Source organism: Stomatobaculum longum (assembly GCA_000242235.1).
Lineage (GTDB): Bacteria > Bacillota > Clostridia > Lachnospirales > Lachnospiraceae > Moryella > Moryella longum.
Genome location: JH590861.1, coordinates 55467 through 78056, shown reverse-complemented (window position 1 = coordinate 78056; position 22590 = coordinate 55467). Strand labels below are relative to the sequence as shown.

Sequence of the window (22590 nt, the reverse complement as noted above, 5' to 3'; positions counted from 1 at the left end):
CCGCTTTCGTTTGTACTTTTATGACAGCTATCTGTGTTGCGTATCCTGGAGCCATCTCCTGCGCAGAAAGCTCCGATTCCCTATCCTCATTATAGTTTCAACCTATGGACAAATCAAGCGCTATGCGCAGCGAACCGCAAAAATTTTAATGAGAATCCGCACAAAACTTATCCGTATTGCCTCGCAAAAACACGCTTACAATACTGCGAACGGTAATGCCCGTCTATATGAGCCGTTCGACCGCCGTCCGGACAGTCGCAACAGACTTCGTGCCGGAGCGCTCAAGGCATGAACCTTCTGTCTCAGAAATCGCCCGTATTTACTCCACCCCCAGCGCCTTAAAAACCGCATCCTCCGCACTGCTGTAGAAAATCAGATTGAAGCTCCCCACCAACTCCGGGGGCACGGTGCCAAGGTCCGCCGCACTGGTGATCGGAAGCAGCACTTTCTTTGCTCCGCTATCGAGACACACCTGTAAACTGTTCGCAAGCTCGTCCACTTTCAAAATCGTTCCGCTGATGCTGATTTCTCCCAGCACGGCAAGTGTACTGACCGTGGGCCGTCCAAGTGCAATGCTGCACAGTGCAATCAATGTGGGTAAGGCCAGCTTACCGGTCATTCCAATGCCCTGTAAATCCTGATAATTGATGATGTAATCCCGCATCGTGGTGCTGATACCGCTACTGATCCGATGTCCGTTGGCTTTCAGGAAGTTAAACGCTGTATTGGTGGATTCCTTGCAGTCACGGTCGCTGCCAAGACCGGTGCGCTCAAATTTTCCGTTCCCCGGAAGCATCTGGCTCTCCAGGCGGAATACACCGATCATACCGGACTTGCCCTGACTTACGGTATATACCTGCCCGGAATTGCAGCTGCCGTCGGGAATGAGTTTGCCGCCGCCTTGCTCCGGCACGGAAACAAATTTCTCTTCAAAGGTATCCAGATCAATATAGCTGAAGTTCACATCGTAGAACTCCATTCCGCCCAGCTTTTTCAGCTGCTCCTTGACGCGCCGACGCATTTCCAGCGCAAATACAAGGATTTCTTCAACCTGCTCTTTTGTGAACACGCCGTTCGGGTACAGCAATTTTACATACCCGCCCACAATCTTGCGGACAGCAATCGTATCACGCTGATTCAGATTCTTTCCGAGGCGGAAATACCGATCCAACGCATCTCCCCACTGCTCTTTCCGCAATTCCCGGATAAACTCCGCCAGATAATCCGTGATAAATCCGTAATCATCGGTAAAATGCTCCGGGCGGAACTTCGGAATCTCCCACCCCGGAATATAGCAATGCAGGCGGTCAAGAAAGGCCGTGTCCGTTCCCATCTCCGGCGGGAACGGGTCAAACAGGGAGGAAGTCTTTAGCAACACATCCACGCTCTGGTTGATGTTTCCCACAAAAACCATGGATGCCGATGCCGCCTTTTCCTCTTTCCCGCGGGCAAAGGAGCCGGACGCCATATAGTCTTTCATGATCTGAATGCCGTCTTTGTCCTTGAACTTGATCCCGGCAACCTCATCAAAAGCAACACAGTCCCAGAGGCCGACCAAGCCAACACTCTTGCGCCCCATATTGTAAAACAGATTAGCAACGGTCGTCTGACCGCCGGATACAAGAATGCTGTTTGGACTGATTTCTTTGTAGATATGGGACTTACCGGTGCTGCGCGGCCCCAGCTCACAGAGATTGAAGTTGTTCTCCACCAGCGGCAGCATACGGGCAAGCAGCAACCACTTTTCCCGCTTGCCAAGCTGTTCCGGCTCATATCCGCAGGAACGCAGCATCACATCCATCCACTCTTCCTGTGTGAACGCCCCTCGTCCCTCGCGGACTTCTTCGATGTCGATATGCGGCATCTGAATCGGCGTCAACTTATGAATGCTGATGGGGGAGATTTCCTTCTGTTTTTTCTGTTTGGAGGAAATCGGCTGTCCGTCCATATCTGTGATTCCGAAGCTGCTGTCTCCCTCGGCTTCATATTCCAGCTGCACGATGCACCAGATTCCGCCGCAGAGAAGCCTATCGTATTTTTCCGGATACTCATCCGTAATCGGCACATTGGTAAGGCCAAGGTTAGAGAACTCCGCAAAAAAACAATCCCTTTTGATGTCCAGACGGACTGTCACCATATCAATAATGGTATGGCTCCCGTTCTTGCGCAGCTGAGAAAGAATTTTCTGCGCCTCATCCGGGCGGACAAAATTGTCTGCCAGAATGCGTTTCACATTCTGAACCCCCTGCTCAATGATTGTCTCATCGTCCGAACTGCAATACTGCCCCAACAGGAACTCCAGCACATAGACAGGAACATTTGCTCCTTCTTTGATTTTCTTTGTCAGGTCTTTCCGGACGATGCGACCGTCAAAGTTGCTGCGCAGCTTCCGGCGCAGTTCTTCACGCATATCGTCTGCCGCCATATCCAACCTTTCCATACGGAATGCCTGCCTCCTCTGTATCAGAATCCGAATCCAAAGTCATCCGCAAAGGCAATGTCCATCATCACAGGCTGCCTCCACTGCTCCAGACCGCTTTGTTCGTCATACACCACAAGGTAATACTGCTTGTCCTTGTCGTATTTCTTATTCTTGAATGTGAACCGCATCCGGAAGATGCGCTTCTTAGCATTTTCTTCCCGACTGTCCGCCACATAACTGTTTTCATTCGAGATTTTCTCGTTGTCTTCCGAGAGGAAGAAGATGCGGTATTTTGCTGTCTTCACAGTATCGCTGACGGCATCCGACTGGATAAAGTCCAGGGAAGTAATCAGGTTCGTAATCTTACGGACAATGCTGACCAGAGCGATTTCTGCATTCTTTGTTTCCATATGACCGCGCTCCATCTTAATTTCCAGCACCGGCACCAGCATTTCCTGCGGGGAGGAACCGCCATGCACGAAGTTCGCGCCGCCTCCGGCTACCTTAAAGACATTGCTGCTGACCGGATAGGACACCACCTTGCCGTCCGCATTTCCCAGAACACGCCCCATGCTCATGTGATCAATGCCGTCATCTTCCAAAGCCGCCTCGGACACAATAAATCTGCGATTAACAAAGGCTTTTTCCGCGCTTTTTCCGGAAATTTTATCACTCTCTGTCAGCTTATCACGCTTGTAAAGAAAGCCGTGATCGGCAGTGACGATAAAATGATAGGTGTTGCCGCTGACAGAGATGCGATGAATGAAATCCATGATTTCCCGAACCGCCTCCTCACACGCATGAAACACCTCATCCTCGGTGTTGGCCTTGTCGCCGCGCGCGTCAATCTGATTGTGATATACATAGATCAGCTGCCGTTTTGTCAGCACATCCCGCAGCTCTGCCACTTTCAGATTTTTGATATCATCGAACTGCACACAGACACTATCCGGGTTATAGTTTTGCAGCACCTGCTGCCGACCGGCCAGATTATCGCAAAGAATACCATCTGCCAGTACCTGAAAGTCATCCGTCATCTCCAGTGTCTTATGCGGTAAAAGCGCTGCCATACCGAGCCTTGTATAAGACGGCAGGACGCTCAGCTGTACGGAAAGTTTTGCCGTACATTTCGGGTCATCCTGCATACGGGCAAACAATTCCTGCCCGACTTCATAACGCATGGCATCCGAAAGGATGACCACCGTGCGCTCTTTGGCGTAGCGGAGGTTGGTATTGTAAAACTCCCGTTGCAACGGAATTGCCGAAAATGCGGCATCCTGCCGGATTCCGGCATTCCAAGCGGGGAGCAGAGAAGCCAGATATTCGTTCGTGTAGATATTTTCCACCAGTTCCCGAAGCGGCTCAAAGCTTTCCGTGCTCTCCAGCCGGTCGTAATAATAGTAGAATTTCCGGTACTGCCGATCCATACGGTAATCCGCAGCAAGATAGCGGTCGATGATGGGCTTGAAGCCCTCTGCGGCATGGTAATCCGCTCCCTTCACCATGCTGTACGCAGCGGAAAGCATCCGATAGATTTTCCCAGTCTTTCTGCCAAAGTGCATTTTAGCCCGCTTTTCGCAGAGTTCCGGAATCGTAAGTCCGTTTGCGACTGCGCCGATGTCTTCCGAAACAAGTCTGTCAAGGAGCCATTTAATAAGCACCTGATCCACGGCAAGGAAAGTGTCGCACTCCGTCAAATCGTCCGCTCGCATTCCCGCAAACGCAGGAAGAACATTCAGCTCTTTGGCCACATGCGCCGAAAGCACATCGTATTGATCCCGGTACAGGACGCTGTTCATCAGGCTATCGAGAAAGGCGATGATATTGCCGGACTTGTAGGAGACAAAGCTCTTCCATGCTGCCGGAAGCTCTGCCTGCACATATCGCCCGGTATAAGTGACGAACAAGGTCACCAGGAGCCGTTCCAAACCCGGTTTCGCATCGGTGTATCCGAAATGCTGCTCACAGAGCTTCCAGAATGCGGACAGCAGGTCGTATTTTTCAAACTCCTGCAAGAAAACATTGTCCACCGGCTCATTGCCCGTCAACACGACGCGCACCACTTCCTCAAACGAGCAGGTACGCGCCTTGCAGACTGCACTCAGCAGGCCGACCAGAATCGTTTCTTCGTTGAAGTTTTCGATCTCCAGATCATAAAACCGCTGGGTACGCTCCTTGTTGGCAAAAAACTTGATGTGCTTTTCAATCACCGACTTATACTTTTCCTCAATTCCGAGGTCAAGCGACAGCAGGGAGGCCCGGTCGGCAAAAAAGCGTCTCGAATAAGCACAAGTGTCCTCCAGATGGTTGTCCCTTACGTCCGGTTTGGGGAACGGCGCATAAATCAGATAATTCGTAGTCTGATCTATACGCTCCAGAAAATACTTTGTATAGAACTGGTTATCCGGCTGAAGACGGTATATCTTCGCATTCTGAAGCTCTACCGTTTCCATATCCTCGGCAAAATCTGCCTTGTCATCGTACCAGAAAACCAGTTTCCGGGTCTCGCCGGTAAATTCCGCATTCAGGCGGTCTATAATTTGTTTCAGGTTCAATTCTGCCATATTCAATCTCTTATACTTCTTTCTTCACGACCCATTTTCCGCTTCTATTGGAGCCCTGTCTTTCTACAAATCCATTCATCTGTAAATCCTTAATTATAATCTGGACTTGTTTTCTCGTAAGCTCGAATTCCTCCATGAGCTTTAACTGTGTTATCGCCGGATTCTCTTGCTCACGCTTTTCCTCGCTGCTTTGCCATCTCGGCTCTCGCCTCGATGCGGGCGCTCGTCAAGGCGTGATTGCGTGCAAGCACGCTCACGCTTTTCCTCGCTGCTTTGCCATAATGTTCTTGCTGTCGGACAGCACTTCATAGAATTTTCCGTCCTGTGCGGTCTGGAGCTTGCGGTAATTCACCTTTACGCCGTCATCAAGATCCAGCTCAATGCGGGAAAGTGCCAGATGGCTGATCTTCTCGTCGTATTCCCGGCATTCCTTCAGCTGCTTGGTCAGTTTCTCCTTTCGCTTTCCGGCTGCCGCCACCTCACGGGCATTCTCGCTGTGCTCCATCATATCCTGCATTCGGTTAATTTCGGATTCATACACGCGCTGCATCTTATGCAGGTAGTCGATCCGCAGGTTGCCGATGGTATCCGGCGTATAGCGGTGCAGATAAATCAACGCCTTAAAGCCGTTCTGCTTGCCGCTGTCAAACAACCAGTAAATCGGACGCCTGCCGGAGCCTGTGACAGAGTAGGTCTGGCAGTGATCCTTGAAGAAATCGTTCAGGAAGTAATTGCGGATGATTTCCCGGCTGGTGCTGCCCTTAGTGCCGAGGGCTTTTGCGATGAAATCGAGGTTCTCTTCCAGCGTATCGGCACCGTACGCCGCTTTCAGCCATGCCAAAAGGCGCGATACAATATCATCCTCCAGATATTCTTCATCGGTGATGGGAATCACATTGTCCTCGTCCGGGATAAAGCGCCGGTATTTACTGCTGTCCCACGCACCGCCCGCATAGGCAAGCCCTTCCGTATCCAGCGAATAGCGGCCAAACATACAGCCCACGGCATAGCCCAGCAGGCTCTTGATGTCCCGCTGCAAGTCAGCCTTGCGCACGGTCACATCTTTATCTTCCACTTCCGGGGTCAACTCGTCCTGCAAGCCGTAAGTGTCAATAAAAATGCGGTTTAGCTCTTCTTCGTTGGCTTTCAGCTGATTAAAACGGTCATCGCATTCTGTATTCCACTGGTTAAAGGCTTCGGAAATCGTGGAAACATTCCGGAACAACGGGTGCTTCTTAAAGTCCCAAGAGGATTCAAAGGAATCCCATTCTGCTTTTGACAAGTCAACAGACCCCATAACCTTGCTTTGAATATGTCCTACTTCATCTTGCTTCGGTTCAACTAATGGAATCCTCTTGAGGTCACCAACCTGTGTTGTAGTGGTAGGGTTCAATGCCTCCACATAAATAGGTGTTACTTTTGAGTTAAAAATTCCTATCAGGAGTTGTAATTTTGTCTTTTCAGCAAATGCACATGATCCTTTCACATCAAACATGAATCCGCCTTCACAATAACGACCCGCGAAAGAATTTCCTGATATATCAGACCAAGTGATACACGGCTTTAGGTAAACATGGGTCATGGTAGTTTTTGCTCGATTGAATTCTGACGAACGTGACCAATTTACAACATACTCTTGATTTCCATACCATTTCCGCATACCTCCACCCTTATGGTATGGAATCCATTTTGTTTTTTGAAGGTTGACTTTCTCTATATTTGATTTATTAAAAGCAATTTTCTCAAAATTCAATTCTGTCCAAACTCGAAGAAAGATTTCATTATTCCCAGTTGTCATGCCTGAAACAATCTCCGCCAAACATCCAAGATTAGGATTTTTGAAGTTTTTCAGTGCTGCTTCACTTATCCAATACGCATACGGTTTAGCCGGAATCAATTCAAAATCTGTCTTTTTACTGAGCACACGATAATCCCCACTTAAGAAAGCAATTTCTTTCTGGGAAGCATTATCAATATTTACCAACCGGTCACATGTTGTAATATAGTCCAGCACATGCGTTTTTCTTATAACAAAAGAAACTGTCTGAACTACTTCACCACCAAGTTCTTCAAATGCATGTGCACCCAAATGAAGAATTGTTGCAACATCTATATCGGACAAGTATTCTCTCAGTTTTTCATAACTCGATAAGAACATCCATGACTGCTGTGTTATAAGTGACAAATAACAGCCCTCTTTTGTAAAATGTCTGCATTTTTCAATGAATACTGCAAATAGATCACCTTTACTACACGGATAGGTTTCTTTAAGATAATTACTTAATTTCGCATTCATTCCACTGCTCGCCATATATGGAGGATTGGTTACAACCACACTATACTTCCGCGCCAGGGTCTCGCCGATGTCAATCAGCTGGTTCAACTGCTCGGCGGTATCGTCCACGCCCACGCTTTCCATGCTGATCTGCCTGGCGGTATCCGCCGCTGCCACAAAGCGGCGCAGCAAATCCCAGTTATAGTTTTCGACATTCAGGATGGAGCCGTACTCCTTGGCATCGGTCAGGGTGTCCAGCAGGCCTTCCAGCTGATTTTTAGCAGCCTTCTTCTCGCTATTGTCCATCCCCGCGCCGAAATAGTGCAGGTGCGCACGGTTGATGCTGTTACTCTCCTGCACGGCATAGACATGGCAGGTGTTCTCGCCGTTTAAGATGCGGCGGTTATACTGTCTGGCTTTCATCATCACGGCAAAGTACGCCAGCTGATACGCGCGGTCGTCAATGTCCAGCCCGTAGAGGTTGTGTTCCAGAATGCTCTTTGCGGCATCGCGTTCACTGTAACCGGCACTCTCGTAAATCTGCAGCAGCACATCAAAGGCGTATACGAGGATATGGCCGGAGCCCATGCAGGGGTCAATGAGCTTAATGTCTTCCGGGTTCAGAGCAGCGTACTCTCTGCGAATTTCCGCGAGTTTCGCCTGCACCGCTGTCTCCTGTTCCGCCTCTTCCAGATAGTATTTCCAGTTCTCTTCCAGTCCGCAGTCCGGGTGTCCTTCCACCCACAGACGGCCGAGGCTGTTCTCCACCATGTAGCGGACGATCCAGTCCGGGGTGAACAGCTGGGTCACGGCAGGGATTTCCTCTTTGGTAATCTTGCCGTTCTTGGCAAAAATAGCGGCCTTCAGCTCGGTATTGTAATACTGGTACAGCCAGCCGATAATTTCCACCTGACCGCCCTGCTCGATGTTGAAGTCAGCCTCCGGGATATCGTGTATCAGGTGATAGACCACGCCGTCCCGGTCAATGACGGACAGGCTTAGCAGCAGCTCGGTGTAGTTCTTGGTTGTTTCAAACAGCGCAGGCAGAATCGCATTCAAGGCATTGCACTGTTTCAGGAACAGAATGCGAAACACTTCATCCAGCCGGTTGTCCTGCTTCAACCGGAAAATCTGCGCCTCTTCCTCCGCTGTGAAGGGCAGCTCTGCGTCAAACGGGGTCGTGACCAGATCCGGTTCCAGCTTACCGCTCTCGGAAGAGAGAACCCGGATATGAGAAGGCAGATAATCATTGACCTCCATGAAACGGATCGCAATCAGGCGGTTGAACCATGTATAGGCAACCTCCTCCATCACATACCGATATGCGGTCTTATAGTCGGTATCCTTTTCTTTCTGCCGGATGACCTCGATCAGCTTGTCACGCTGACGCACGGCCTCGCCGGAAATCGAATACGGTTCTGCGGTGCCGATGTCAAAGAACTGCGTATCGCCGAAGCTCTGCGGCAGCGGCTTTGCAATGCCGCCCTCGGTCACGCCGATCAGGCGGGCAGCATAGCTGACATCCGCAATCAGCTTGTTCCGCGCCCAAATCGCAAAATTTTTTATGGCTGTCTTATTCATGGAGTCAATCTCCTGTCATTTACAGTTCAATGTTTATGATGGTATCCTCATCCATCTCTTTCAGCAGATTTTCACGCAAGACAGACAGGTATTTATCAATGTCCTCCCTGCTCTCCAGTCGCCATGACGCTGTCCTGGCAACTGTCTTGATAGAGATGTTTTTCGTGGTGCGCACCTTGTATTCCGGTTGCGGTTCCGCGACCTTTTCCGCCGGTTTCACGGTCTCCCCGCGCTTTTTCGCCTCTTCCTCCCGGCGTCTCTGCTCTGCTTCGGCCTTTGCCGCCGCTTCCGCAGCAAGGCGGTTATCTTCTGCCGTCATCTCATCGAGCAGTCGCAGTTTTAAGGCCTCTGCCTTATCCGCAAAGCTGCGGAGTGTAGAGACATTGTTGCACCGCTCCGCGCCGTCCATAATCTCCCCGAACAGTTCCAGATAGCGGTTGATTTTTGCATCCTTATAGGGCTTGGTGTTCAACACTTCAAACACTCTGCTTTGATCCTGGTGAATGGAATCCTTCACCGGCTCTGCCTTGTTATCCAGGATGCGATTGTAGCAGTATGTAAACTGCTCGAGCAGTTCCGGCAGCTTCGGAATCTCCTGATAGGGCTTTGCCATCCGGACGATGGTGCGCATCTTTGCCACGACATCTTCCAGCTCTGCATCCACGATGTAAGTCTTACTGTCTTCGTAAATGTTCAGCATATCCAGTACACGCGTGAAGATGGGCAATTGCTCGCCGTCGAAGAAATTGCGGACCGGCTCATAGTCCTCGCCAAAATCCATCAGCTCGTCCTGCTCGTCAAAGACGGTCTTGAAAAATTCCAACGGTGCCTGTATCCGCATCAGTGCGGAGAGCCGTTTTTTACCGTTTTTCAGAATTTCTTTTCCGGGATAAGCATAATTCTCGTATTTCGCTTCCAGCGGCACAATCTCGGAGATTCGCTTCTCGCAGTCATGCTGAAACCGTTTCATAACGGTATCTTCGTCATCGGCGGACGCTGTCTCCCTGAACAACTCTTTCATCACGGTGCGGACGGCCTTTTTCCGGTTTTCCGGCACACGGATGCGCACTTCCGTCAGCAGTTTATCCACGAACTGCTTCTTTGTGATGTAGCCGATGATTTCCTCTTCGGAGCGGTTATTCCGATTTACACTTTCTCCGCTGACGGTAAAGGACAGATCGCCACGCTGAAAGAGCCGTGCCACCAGCCAATGGATGTCATCTTCCACAAAGCCATAGGGTGCTTTCATAAAGCGGTCCTTGATGGTCTTCATAGAAGTCTTCATGTGTACCCGGGAATTGCCTGCCACGAATTGCAGCACATCATCCAGTGCATGGACATTGGGTTCTCCGGCATTTCCCAGTGTCAGCGACATTTGATTGCCGGTCTTGAACAGCTTCCGAATGTCTGCCTCGCCCATCGCTGCATCAATATAGGACAGCTTGTGATAAACCGTCTGCACCAATCTTCCGATTGCCTCATTGATGCGACCGGTCACTTCCTTAGCGGAGGTGTGCAATACATCTCCGTTGACATAGATGGTAGCCTCTTTCAGCGCTTCCGTCAGGTAAAGCTTGGCGTTGCCGTTCCGCTCCCGCATCTCCACGCGCTTCGCTTCTTTAATGGTCTCATACTTGGCAAGCTGCACGGAAGTATTCTTTCGCAGGAAGCGCTCAATTTTTAGGTATGCCCGCATTTCCGTCAGGAACGCATCATCGTTCGGCAGAACCACGAGGACTTCTTTGCCCTGACCGGAGAGCAGTCGCAGTGTACCGTCATCTGTGCCGCCTTCATACCACGGGGTCAACACGCGGAGGCCGATGTCGTAACTCTGGTTTGCCTTATAAGGACGGTCATCTACTGTCTGGTTGAAGGAGAATGCATACCGTCCGCCAAAACTTGGATACTGATACTTCTTCCCGGAGAAAATATCCTCATAGATCATCTCCGCAATCTTCGTGATGACCTCCGGCATCTCCACGTTTTCTTTTTCGATTTCATTGTTGATTTCCTGTTCCTCATCGGTCAGGAATACATAGACGGAGCCGTTCTTCTGAATCAGCATCTGGCGCATCAGCACCTTCAGTGCATCCTCCACCTGTGCCTTCAGGGAGATGCGGTCATCGTCAATGCCGGCAATCATCAGGCTTGTGATATTATCCACATTGGCCTGAATCTCCGGAACATATTTAATCAGGAACAGGGTCTTTAACACGTTGATTGCAAAGACATCCTTTTCCTTTCTTTCCGGGTTGACGAAGCTATTATCATAGGCGCGGATAATCACACTGCTGTGGCTGTGGTCAAGGAAGTTTTCCAAAGCATCATAAAACCGATAGAACGGCACGATGGCGCCCGTCTCCGAATCCATCAGCTGCATGGCTGACTCCTTGAACAGCGCCAGCATGGAACGCTCGCCCTCGGACAGATGCTTCCCGGAGGCCCCGTGGGTGCGGATGCTGGTCAGCACACTTGCCAGCAAATTAAACTGGTAGGGAACAAACGGATAAACCTCCGCAAAATCCTCCGCATTGGCGTACAGTTTTTTCTCCACACCGTCGTTAAAAACAATCAGATTTTTGATGACGGTTGCTTTCTGGTCATAGAGCAGACGCAAACTCTGTGCCGCTGTCTCTGTCTTATCCAGAATACGCTTTTTGATCACGGCATCTACATTGGCAGAGGACAGGGAGAGGCGTGTGTCGAAGCGCCCCTGAATCTTGGAGAAATCGTTGCCCTTCACCTTGGTAACGGAGTCGATGTCCTGCTGGCTTGTCACGATTACCCAAGCTTTCCCCATGCACTCCTTCCCCAGCTCTTCTGTCACTGTCTGGAGGTTCAGCATCAGCTTGGAATCGTCACCGATGTACTGCCCGATTTCATCCACAAGGAATACCACATGGTGGTTGTTGCCTTTTTTCTCAATATAGGACTTTACACGCTTGGCGAAATCTTCAATGCTGATCCGGTAGCTCTCAGTTGCTTTCTCGCACCAGTTGCGGGCCACCGATTCGCTCATGAAGTTCATGTCAGAAAGGACATCGACAACGGAATCCTGAATGAAATCGAAGTCCTGACGAGAGCTTTCCCACGGATTGCCGTACTCTTCTTCAAACTTTTCCCGAAACTCCTCAAAACGACCTTCCTCGGAAAGTCTGCGCTCCAGATCGGCAAGGTGCGGCATGGAACCGCAGAAGCCCTGCATCTCATTGAAAACCTTCAGAAACACATTCACAATGGCATCTTTGTTTTCCTTACCGTTCGAATCGCTTTTGGAATCAATGTTGAAAAGAATGACATCCGATAGCGTATTTGCTGCCAGTTGCATATCTGCCAGCACCATCTGGTCGCTAATCTTCCGATCGGCGATAAAGTAGTCGATGGCATGTCGGTCTCCGACTTGTTTATTCTGAAGCAGATAGGACAAAATTTTCAGGAAATGAGATTTACCGCTTCCAAAGAAACCGGAAATCCAGACTCCCATTTTTGGTGTGGTCCCCTGAATTCCTTTTTTATATGCCGCAAAAAAATCCGCGAAATGACGCTGAAGCTCACGGGTCACAACATACTCTTCCAGTTCCTGCGCCACATTCGTTTCTTCACCCTGGCCGACAATGATAACACCCTGTATCTCGCGGTCAATTTTCTTTCGGAACATATCCTTAATCTGCATAACAGTTTCCTCCGTCCGTTACTTTACCAGTCGGAATGCCCGGTAATAGTTATCGTCTTTAATCTCATTGAACAGAATCAACTCCTGTTCATTATAGGTTCCCGGAAAGAACATCACGACCGGGCAGCGCACAAACGCCTGATGCAAGTTATTCAGCACCTTGTGGGAACGCAAAATCGGATAGCACTTGCCGATACCGGTCAGGAACACGACTGCATTCTCCGGCGTATGCTCTGTGATATATTGCACAATCAGGCTGTCATCGTCATTCACCTTCATGGAGTTGGTCACCGCCTTGATAATACGCTCAATTCCCCGTTTTTTTTCAAAGTCGTAACACTTTTCCAAGAAGTTTTTCTCTTCCAGAAAGTCAATGATGATATCATACAGGTCAAAGACCACAAGCACAAAATCATCATCGCCGCGGTCGTTCTTGGTTTTCAGATACGCAACGCGCTCCCGAACTTCCAGTTCCTTTTCCGGCGGGTAATCAAATACCCAGTAGTTGACCTCATTTGCGCGGCCTGTTCCTTTCCGAAAAGACGGCTTATGGATTGCAAGCTCCATCTCATCCAGTCTTTGGCTTAAGTCCATTTCATCTTACCCCTGTCAGTGTTTTTACCATGATGCCGAGAGCATGGTCATAAAGCCAGTGCTCAAATGCAATATCAAGAATCGGCTTTTGTATTTTTCTTGTGCTGTTTAGCCGGCTGCTTTCTAAGAGTCCCGCTTCACAAAGCTGTGTTTTATAGCAGGCGCCGAGACGGCGCAAGGTAGCGTCCTGAAAAGAGGCTACCTTCTCACTCTGTTCCTGCTTATTTTTGAAGAATATACGGATATCCGCATCCGTCAGTTCATCGGATCCGAGAATCATTTTTTCCCGCACGACTTCGTACACAAAATCAAAAAATAATGTGTCGTGCAAAAGAGCCGCAGTCAGTACAAATAACTTTTGTGTGGCAAGATCACTGCAAAGAAATACCGGATAAAAGCTTTCATCTAAGGTCTTGATACGGGATATTACCGTAGAATAAATCTGCTGCGCTCGCAGTTTTGTCGGCGCCCCGTAAATGTTTGTCTCTTCATTCAATTTCTTTATATCTGCAAAGCTCTTGCCCTCACGCAAAAGCTGCACGGTTTTCCGAAATTCCATGAACCAGAACGAAAATTTCACTGCTCCGGCACTATACGGTTTTCTTTCCATCTTCGCTCTCTCCGTTTCCGGATTTCTTTTTGATGTATTTGCCGCTTTTGATTCTGGCATCCTTCGGCTTTTCTGCGTTAACCGGAATGATCCATTGATGCCCCAAACGCTCGACGCCTTCAATTCGCCCTTCCATGCATAATGTCTGTACTCTCCTCGCGCAGATTCCCCATTTTTCAGAAACCTGCTGAATCGTCATGAAATCCATCCGGAACCTCTTTTTCGATGTCCAAAATCACTCACGGCAAGTTAAACTCTCACATTTCTAGTTTACTCCAGGAAACGAATAAAACCAATCTAAAGTTCATTCGAATTTTCATTTGCCCAAGATGCCTGTGCGGCAGTTCCTGCCCACAAAAAACGGTGCAGCATGCGCATGACACGCACACTGCACCTAGTATTCCGTCATTGACCGCTTGCTCTATCCGGAAGCGTTTTTTCCTTGTTCTCTAACCTATGACTGCGATTTGAGGAAGAGGTTTGTCGAAGCAAGGCTCAAGCAATGTCATCGTTTAAACCGGGACTTTCCACCGCAACGATATCCTCGATCGGAATCCGGCTCCCGTCCGTCAGGTGTATGCATCGCGGCAAGTCCGTTATCTTTTTAAGCCGCCCGCTTACCGTCACATAGGCACCGCCCGCCTTGCGCGCATCCGGCACAAAGTACAAGAGGCTTATTTCCGTGTATCATCACATAGCCGCCGAGAGCGGTCTTCCAGTGCGGACATCCCCCCTGGTCAATTGCCGCGTAAATCGCATCCTTTTCCGCCTCGGAAATGAGTCTCTGTGCGAAGCCGCGGTCCGCGTCCGACTTGTCGGGATAGGACAGTCCGAGCGAGAGATGATAGTTGCTCTTCGGATTCCGGAGACAGATATAATACTCGCCGCTCGGCGTAATCCGGTCGCCCTCAACCTGTTTTTTCCCCAAGGCCGAATTGGTGCCGATATTGCACGCCCAGACGCCGATCACCTGATGGTTCACATAGAGCGTGAGTTCTTTTTTTCCCTTGCTCACATAGATTCTGGTCGGCGGTTCGTTCTCTTCGACTGCTGCGCCCGTCTCTCTTGTCGTCCCGGCTGTCTCCTCTGCCGAGGCCTTCGCCGCTTCCTCTTCCCGCAAGGCTGTCTCCTCCTTTTCTTCCGCACTTACACTGGCGCTGACCTTGGTGACGGTCGCCGCATAGACCGTTCCCTGCATGGCCAGCACAGCAAGCAGTGCTGTCACCGCAATAAGTTTTCCTTTTCTCACATGGATACATCTCCCTTCTCTCTGTCAAGACAGGCACAAAACAGACTCTGCTATCTCTACTCTAGGCACGGCAGGGCAGGATTTCATCCTGCAAAGGTAGGCCTTTTCTTGGTTCTTTGGTATACCTCTTTGCGTCGTGCCGCAATCGCAGACAAAAAACAGGGGCGGACTTTCGTCCGCCCCTTCCGTAGGATCGCATACAGCGTTTGCTGTCTTCTATTATTCGGTCTTGCTGTCGTCGTAAAGTGCGACCAGCTTCTTCAGGTACTCGTAGCGAGCCATTGCATCCTGCTCGTTCTTCGTGAAGAGCTGCTCCGCTCTCTCCGGGTTCTTCAGCATGAGGGAGTTGTAACGCACCTCGCCCATCAGGAAGTCTCTGTACTCGCCTTCCTTCGGTGCCTTGGAATCCAGCGTGAACTTCTTCTCGGCAGCCGGGTTGAAGCGGAAGTTGTTCCAGTAACCGGACTCAACCGCGAGCTTCTCCTCGGTCATAGCCTTGTTCATGCCCTTCTTGATACCGTGGTTGATGCACGGCGAGTAAGCGAGAATCAGGGACGGACCCGGATAAGCCTCTGCCTCTGCGAGAGCCTTGAGCGCCTGGTTCATATCCGCGCCCATGCTGATCTGTGCGACATAGACATAGCCGTAGGTCATCGCAATGCCTGCGAGATCCTTCTTCTTGGTCTCCTTACCGCCTGCCGCGAACTGTGCGATTGCACCGGTCTTGGTGGACTTGGAGGACTGACCGCCGGTGTTCGAATACACCTCGGTATCGAAGACGAGGATGTTGATATCCTTGCCGGAAGCGATGACGTGGTCCACACCGCCGAAGCCGATATCGTAAGCCCAACCGTCGCCGCCGAAGATCCACTGGCTCTTCTTGTTCAGGTAATCCTTCTGCTTGAGGATCTCCTTCGCGAGCTCGCTGCCGTCCTTCTCGAGTGCCTCGACCAGTGCATCCGTTGCTGCGCCGTTCGTTGCGCCGACAGAGTAGGTGTCAAGCCAAGCCTGGCAAGCCTTCTTGGTCTCGTCGTTCGAAGCGGTCTCGTTGAGCTCCTCAACCTTGCTCTTCAGACCGTCGCGGATTGCGCGGTTTGCAAGCAGCATACCGTAACCGAACTCAGCGTTGTCCTCGAAGAGGGAGTTGTCCCAAGCCGGACCCTGGCCCTTCTCGTTCGTCGTGTACGGCGTGGACGGCGAGCTGTTGCCCCAAATCGAGGAGCAGCCGGTTGCGTTCGAGATGTACATTCTGTCACCGAAGAGCTGGGTGACAAGCTTTGCATACGGTGTCTCACCGCAGCCTGCGCAAGCGCCCGAGAACTCAAGCAGCGGCTTCTTGAACTGAGAGCCCTTGACGGTGCTCATCTTGAACTTGTCGATGACTTCCTGCTTCTCCGGCAGCGTAACAGCATAGTCAAAGAACTTCTGCTTGTCAGCATTGTCCGCGAGCGGCTGCATGACGAGCGTCTGGTTCTTCACATTGCCCGGGCAGACATTTGCGCAGCTTCCGCAGCCCGTGCAGTCGAGAACGGAGACATTGATGGCGAACTTGTAGCCCGGCATCATCTTGAGGTCGGTCATCTTCATGCCTTCCGGTGCGTTCTTCGCCTCTTCCTCGGTCATAGCAACCGGACGAATTGCAGCGTGCGGGCAGACATAGGAACACTGTGTGCACTGGACGCAGGTGTCCGGATTCCAGACCGGAACATCAACCGCGATACCACGCTTCTCGTAAGCAGCCGTGCCGTTCGGCGTGGTGCCGTCCATGTAATCCATGAATGCGGAAACCGGAAGGTTGTTGCCCTCCTGCGCATTGACCGCAGACTGAATCGTGTTGACGAACTTCTTGACTGCCTCCGGACCGTGAGATGCGTGCGTGAAGTCGAGACCCTCGTCCTTCGCATCCTTCCAGCTCTCCGGAACCTCAACCTTGTGAGCGCCCGAAGCGCCGGCATCGATTGCGTTCCAGTTCTTCTTGACGACATCCTCACCCTTGCGGCCGTAGGTCTTCTGCGCGGCATCCTTCATGAGGGTAATTGCCTTCTCCTCCGGGATGATGCCGGTCAGCTTGAAGAATGCGGACTGAAGAATCGTGTTGATACGGGTCGGGCCCATGCCGGTCTCGATACCGATCTTCACACCGTCAATCGTGTAGAGGTTAATCTTGTGGTCGTAGATGTACTTCTTGACCTGGCCCGGCAGATGCTCCTCAAGCTCCGCATCGCTCCAAGCGCAGTTCAGCAGGAAGGTACCGCCGTCCACAAGTTCCTGAACCATGTTGTACTTGCGGATGTAAGCCGGGTTGTGGCAAGCCACGAAGTCTGCCTGGTGAATCAGGTAGGTGGACTTAATCGGCTTGTGACCGAAGCGGAGGTGAGACATCGTGACACCGCCGGACTTCTTCGAGTCATAATCAAAGTATGCCTGCGCATACATATCGGTGTTGTCACCGATGATCTTGATGGAGTTCTTGTTTGCACCGACGGTACCGTCTGCGCCGAGACCCCAGAACTTGCAGTTCGTCGTGCCTTCCGGCGTCGTGACAAGGTTTGCACCGGTCTCGAGGGACAGGTGGGTCACATCGTCCACGATACCGACCGTGAAGCGCTTCTTCTCGGTGTTCTCGAACACTGCGACGATATCCTTCGGCGTCGTGTCCTTGGAACCGAGACCGTAGCGGCCCGTGAAGACCGGAACATTTGCAAACTCGGTGTCGCGGAGTGCAGCGACCACATCGAGGTAGAGCGGCTCACCGATGGAACCTGCCTCCTTGGTTCTGTCAAGCACTTCGATGCGCTTCACAGACTTCGGAAGAGCCTCGACCAGAGCCTTTGCGCTGAACGGACGATACAGGCGAACCTTCACGAGACCGACCTTCTTGCCCTGCTTGGTCAGATAGTCGATGGTCTCCTCAATCGTGTCGTTGACGGAACCCATCGCGATGATGACAACTTCCGCATCCTCTGCGCCGTAGTAGTTGAAGAGCTTATAGTCCGTGCCGAGCTTTGCGTTGACCTTGTCCATGTAGTCCTGCACGATCTCCGGCAGCTTGTCATAGAACTGGTTTCTCGACTCGTTGATCTGGAAGAAGACGTCCGGGTTCTGCGCCTGGCCCTTCTCCTCCGCGTGGTTCGGGTTCAGAGCCTTGTCGCGGAACGCCTGAATTGCGTCGAAATCAGCCATATCCTTCAGATCCTCGTAATCCCAGATCTGAATCTTCTGAATCTCGTGAGAAGTACGGAAACCGTCGAAGAAGTTGATGAACGGAATTCTGCCCTTGATTGCTGCGAGATGTGCGACCGGCGTCAGGTCCATGACTTCCTGCACGGAAGACTCACAGAGCATTGCACAGCCGGTCTGACGACATGCGTAGATGTCCGAGTGATCGCCGAAAATGCTGAGTGCGTGGGTTGCAATGGCACGCGCGGAAACATTGAACACGCCCGGGAGCATCTCACCTGCAATCTTGTAGAGGTTCGGGATCATGAGAAGCAGACCCTGCGATGCGGTGTAGGTCGTGGTCAGAGCGCCTGCGACGAGGGAACCGTGAACGGCACCTGCCGCACCTGCCTCAGACTGCATCTCCGTGATCTGAACCGTGTGACCGAAGATGTTCTTCAGACCCTGCGTTGCCCACTCATCCGTGTGCTCAGCCATCGGAGAAGAAGGCGTAATCGGATAGATAGCCGCGACGTCGGTGAACGCATAAGACGCATGCGCCGCCGCCTGGTTACCATCCATGGTTTTCCATTTTCTTGCCATGTGATACCTCCCAAGTGAAATTGGAACTCAGAAACACTTGTTTCTGAATTTTTATAGCGTCTGACAATATTATAACAGGCAGCTGCGCCAAAATACAATGCGCAACTGCCTGTTTCATGTATCTTATGGGGTACACGTTTTTTAATTCTGCGGTGCCGCCTGCACGGTTTCCTCCGTAGAAGGTGCCATGGTCGGTCCCTCCGAGATGTTCGCGCCGGGTCCCTTCGTGGTCTCGGCTGCCGGTGCCTTCGTCTCCGCGCTCTTGGAGGTCTCGGTTGCCTTCGTCTCGCTGTTCTTCGGCTCAACCTTGCTCGCCGCGCTCTCGGCTGCCTTGCCCGGGTTCACCGCCTCGGTCGGCGATGCGGTCGCCTGCCCTGCCGCCGTCTCGGTGTTCTCGGTGATGGTCATCGCATCTGCCGCCTGCGTCGCCGTGACCTTGCCGCTCGTGTTTCGCGCAATCTTCTTCGAGTGTCCCTTGTAGCTCGAATTGTGGAAGAACTCGTCCGAAGTCACCTCGCCGTTTTTCTTGGTCACAATGTTCGTGACCCAGCGGCTGCCGATGGTGCCGTCCGCAATTTTCTTCTCGACACCCGGCTTCAGAGTCGTGTCCTCGACATATTCCACACCGCCGTTATCCATATCCTCGAGTTTCTTCGAGACCATAGAAATCGTGACGCCGTCGTCCAGAATCGGAATACCGACCAGCGAGACCGTCACAGTCTTTGCCTTCGGGTCAAACTTTGCGCGAATGGCCATCGCGTACTTGGTCGTATTGATAAACTTCATGTCCGGACCGGCATAGCCGTCGTAGCTGACTGCCGCGTCCTCACCCGGCGTCACATAGGTCGGCGCGAAGGTGTGCGCGTGACGCTCGGTCGGCATGATACCGGCCTTTACCACTGTGTTGTACAGCGTGGTCGAAACCTGGCAGACACCGCCGCCCGGCTCCAGCACAACCTTGCCCATCTGGTAGGCACCGGCAGGCTTGTAGCCGCGCTCCAGCGTACGGTTGCCCGTCGTCTGGTTAAACGAAAACTCGTCGCCGACTTTCAGAATCTTGCCGTCCAGTGCCTCGCAGGCGAGCTTTAAATTGTTGTTTCGATCCGCATTGTCGGTCGCGGTCGTCGTAAAGGTTGCGATGACCTTGTATTTGTCCTTTGCGTCTGCGGTCGTCAGTTCCGGTTCCGTTATCTCCGCCTTGAGCGGAAGCACGGCTTCGTAATTCTGATTGTTCATCGCAGCTTTGATGGCATCCGCCATGGCTGTCTCGTCCACCTTGCGTCCTTCGGTGGAATCGCTGTACGAAAACGTATTGGTCGTCTTGTCAAAACTCTTGAGCTCCGCACTCTTGGCGCTCCGGTTCCACTTCTTCGCGATGTTCTGCACCTCGGAAGCAATTTCGGCATCCATGCTCTCGGCGTCCAGCAAGTAGTTATGGTCTTCCTTCTTATCGCCCTCGTCATAAATCTCCGTGAGCACCTTCTCGAGCTTCCCCTTGAGAAGGTCCGCGACCGCATAGTCCGCATCGTCCGCGCTGTCCTTGGCGGTCGATGTCTTTGCGGCCGAACTTGTCTCCTTCTCCGCTGCCGTCGTGTTATCGACAGTGCTGCCGTCCGCTGCACCGCTCTCGGTTTCGGTCTCCGCCGCAGCGTTCTCGGAGACCCGTAAATTCCACTTGTACTTCTCGAGCACGGCCTTTCTCGCCGCTTCCTTTGTCATGCCGGAAATATCAACATCGTTAATTTTGCAGCTGCCCTTCAGTTTCTCATTGCTCTCCGTACTCGCAACCGCCGCCCTGCCCTTATCCCGTTTGCCCGCCTGCACGATGCGGGAAATGCCGAAAATCGAAAGAGAAACGACAAGAACCGCCCCTGCCGCTCCGATTATGACTCTCCGCTGCCGATCCCGCAGTCTCCGCTGCCGCTGTCTGTAATAGTGACTCCCCTTATCGCCTCTCACGCTCATCGTCCGCTCTTCTCTATCTTTCAAAAATTCATTCTTCACAAATTCGATTTTCAAGTACACGCGCCGCGTCGTGTCCGACGTAACGCAATATTAAGGAAAGTATAACATAGTCTGCGCGAAAAAAAAGAGTTGTTCCTGTTACGAGAAGTTACAATTTCATTACAACAGCTTGTGCCTACTGGTAACTCTGCACAAGAGTCTTGTGTTTTCCCGCGCCCCATCTCCGAAGAAATCCGGAATTCTTACTTGCTTTTATCCAATTTGCAATTCGCTTGCTCTCATCTTTTGAACATGTTGCCGAACAACCGCCCGAAAAAGATTGTATTCCGAACAGAAGAGCGCGGTTTTCACCGCGCCCTTTTCGTCTAACAACTTATATTTGACCCTCAGACTGCATCCGCAATTCTGACATGGGACACGTACCAGCGGCGCAGTTTCACAAAGCCCCAGGGTGCGTAAAGACCGCAGGTCACGATGCTCAGCAGGAGTACCACAATGTACTGACCGAAGAGTTCGGCACCGCTTCCGTCAAAACGGAGGCGCTTTCCGGAAATGCGGGCATTCGGCGCATACCACTTGTTAAAGCTGCAAACCACCCACGGAACCGCGATGCCGCAGGTCAGCGTCCCTACCAGTGCGGTGACCAGGTTATAACCGATCCACTCAAACATATTGCCGTCAAACCCGGAATTCGGGAACACATCCGAGTTATTCGGATCGCTCACTTCATCCGCAAAGGCCGTGTGACTCAGAATCCACTGTTCCAACTTAAGCCCCATGACAAAACCGTAAAGACCGCAGGTCACAATGGTGAGCAGGAACCAGATAATCCACTTGCCGAAGAGCTGCATGCCCGTGCCGTTAAAGACCAGCCGTCTTCCGCTGTAAACACTGTGCCTGCGCTCCCAGCCGACGGCATAGCAGATAACCCAGGGACCCGCTAAACCGAGGGTTACCATACAAAGCAAAGCGCCGAACAGGTTGATGACAAAATACTCCAGGCCGCTTCCGTCAAACACGGACTTGCTCGGATCCGGTATCTCCCTGCTCACAGCTGTTGTCTCTGTTCTTTTAGGCTTCATCTCCGCCGCAAACTGTTCCGTCTTCTCCCTCGGATTCTCGGCAAAACTCTTGAAGGCCGCGAAGTCCTCATTCGGCTGAATGTCCGATTCGATGCCGGTGCCGCGCAAAAAGACGCGGGACAGCGCATCGAGCGCAAAGAAAGCCAGCGCAATGCTGAGAAGGGTAAAGAAAAGGTTTCCCCTGCCGGACAGGCGAAGCAGCAGGATGATCAACGCGAGCACATTGGCACCGAGGCACACAGCCATGCCGGTTGTCTGCTTCTCCTTCCTGCCGTAAAGCTGCACGCTTGCCACGACGCCGGCGAGGGAAAGCAGGCAAAAGAGCAATTTGCTTACCCAAAAGACAATTCCGAACAGACCGGACAGACCGTACGCAACGCCGTAAAGCGGCAAAATATTCGCAAAAACCGAATAGGCAATTCCGCGCAAAAAGTAAAGTACGTAGCCGAGTACCACAGCGGCAAAAGCTGCGAGCGGTGCCAGCGCCGCAAGGCGCTCCATATTGCCCGGCGTCCAATGTTGCTTCAGCGCCTCGCCCTGTCTCGCCGCTTCCTCAGCGGTTTCACGCGCGGCCCGTGCGGTGCTGTCTGCCGCCCGATTCGCCTCCTGCCCGGCCTGTTCCGCTTTTTCTTTTGCATACTTGGCGGTATCCTCGCTTGCGCGGCGCGCCTCCTCGGCGGCCTTTTCCGCAGCTTCCCGGGCACGCGCCGCAGCTTCTTCGGCATCACGCTCAAACCGGCTCTTTTCATGCGCCGCTTCGCCGTTCGCAGCGGTGCTCTCCGTCTGCTGCGTTGCCTCGCTGCTCTCAGCCGC

The 22590-nt window shown here is 51.9% G+C and carries 11 protein-coding genes; all 11 read right to left on the bottom strand.

Annotation, left to right across the window (positions count from 1 at the left end; translation table 11 throughout):
• Positions 1 to 319 precede the first annotated feature (319 nt).
• On the bottom strand, positions 320 to 2440 hold the full coding sequence (brxL, locus tag HMPREF9623_RS00315) for a protease Lon-related BREX system protein BrxL (protein WP_009531891.1): 2121 nt from the start codon (positions 2438 to 2440) through the stop codon (positions 320 to 322).
• Between the two features lie 23 nt (positions 2441 to 2463).
• Entirely contained in the window at positions 2464 to 4986 is a 2523-nt protein-coding gene (gene pglZ / locus HMPREF9623_RS00310; RefSeq protein ID WP_009531890.1) for a BREX-1 system phosphatase PglZ type A, read from the bottom strand.
• Positions 4987 to 5239: 253 nt separating this feature from the next.
• On the bottom strand, positions 5240 to 8842 hold the full coding sequence (pglX, locus tag HMPREF9623_RS00305; protein WP_009531889.1) for a BREX-1 system adenine-specific DNA-methyltransferase PglX: 3603 nt from the start codon (positions 8840 to 8842) through the stop codon (positions 5240 to 5242).
• 19 nt (positions 8843 to 8861) lie between these two features.
• The gene (gene brxC, locus HMPREF9623_RS00300) at positions 8862 to 12515 is read right to left on the bottom strand and encodes a BREX system P-loop protein BrxC (RefSeq protein WP_009531888.1); all 3654 of its coding nucleotides are present in this window, start codon (positions 12513 to 12515) and stop codon (positions 8862 to 8864) included.
• Between the two features lie 18 nt (positions 12516 to 12533).
• Positions 12534 to 13109 carry a DUF1788 domain-containing protein gene (locus HMPREF9623_RS00295; protein ID WP_009531887.1) on the bottom strand — a complete coding sequence of 192 codons (576 nt, stop codon included), beginning with the start codon at positions 13107 to 13109 and terminating at the stop codon, positions 12534 to 12536.
• Position 13110: 1 nt separating this feature from the next.
• Entirely contained in the window at positions 13111 to 13719 is a 609-nt protein-coding gene (locus tag HMPREF9623_RS00290) for a DUF1819 family protein (RefSeq protein ID WP_009531886.1), read from the bottom strand.
• Positions 13700 to 13927, bottom strand: a complete 228-nt coding sequence (locus HMPREF9623_RS00285; RefSeq protein ID WP_009531885.1) for a MerR family transcriptional regulator — start codon at positions 13925 to 13927, stop codon at positions 13700 to 13702. The genes HMPREF9623_RS00290 and HMPREF9623_RS00285 overlap by 20 nt, the downstream gene beginning before the upstream one ends.
• Before the next feature lie 396 nt (positions 13928 to 14323).
• Complete coding sequence (locus HMPREF9623_RS00280; RefSeq protein WP_009531884.1) at positions 14324 to 14968, bottom strand: L,D-transpeptidase family protein; 645 nt, start codon at positions 14966 to 14968, stop codon at positions 14324 to 14326.
• A 219-nt stretch (positions 14969 to 15187) separates the two neighbouring features.
• Positions 15188 to 18730, bottom strand: a complete 3543-nt coding sequence (gene nifJ / locus HMPREF9623_RS00275) for a pyruvate:ferredoxin (flavodoxin) oxidoreductase (RefSeq protein WP_009531883.1) — start codon at positions 18728 to 18730, stop codon at positions 15188 to 15190.
• 141 nt (positions 18731 to 18871) lie between these two features.
• Complete coding sequence (locus tag HMPREF9623_RS00270; protein WP_009531882.1) at positions 18872 to 20695, bottom strand: VanW family protein; 1824 nt, start codon at positions 20693 to 20695, stop codon at positions 18872 to 18874.
• Between the two features lie 386 nt (positions 20696 to 21081).
• Positions 21082 to 22590 (bottom strand): DUF6693 family protein (locus HMPREF9623_RS11605; RefSeq protein WP_009531881.1); only part of this gene is annotated, 1509 nt, incomplete at its 5' end.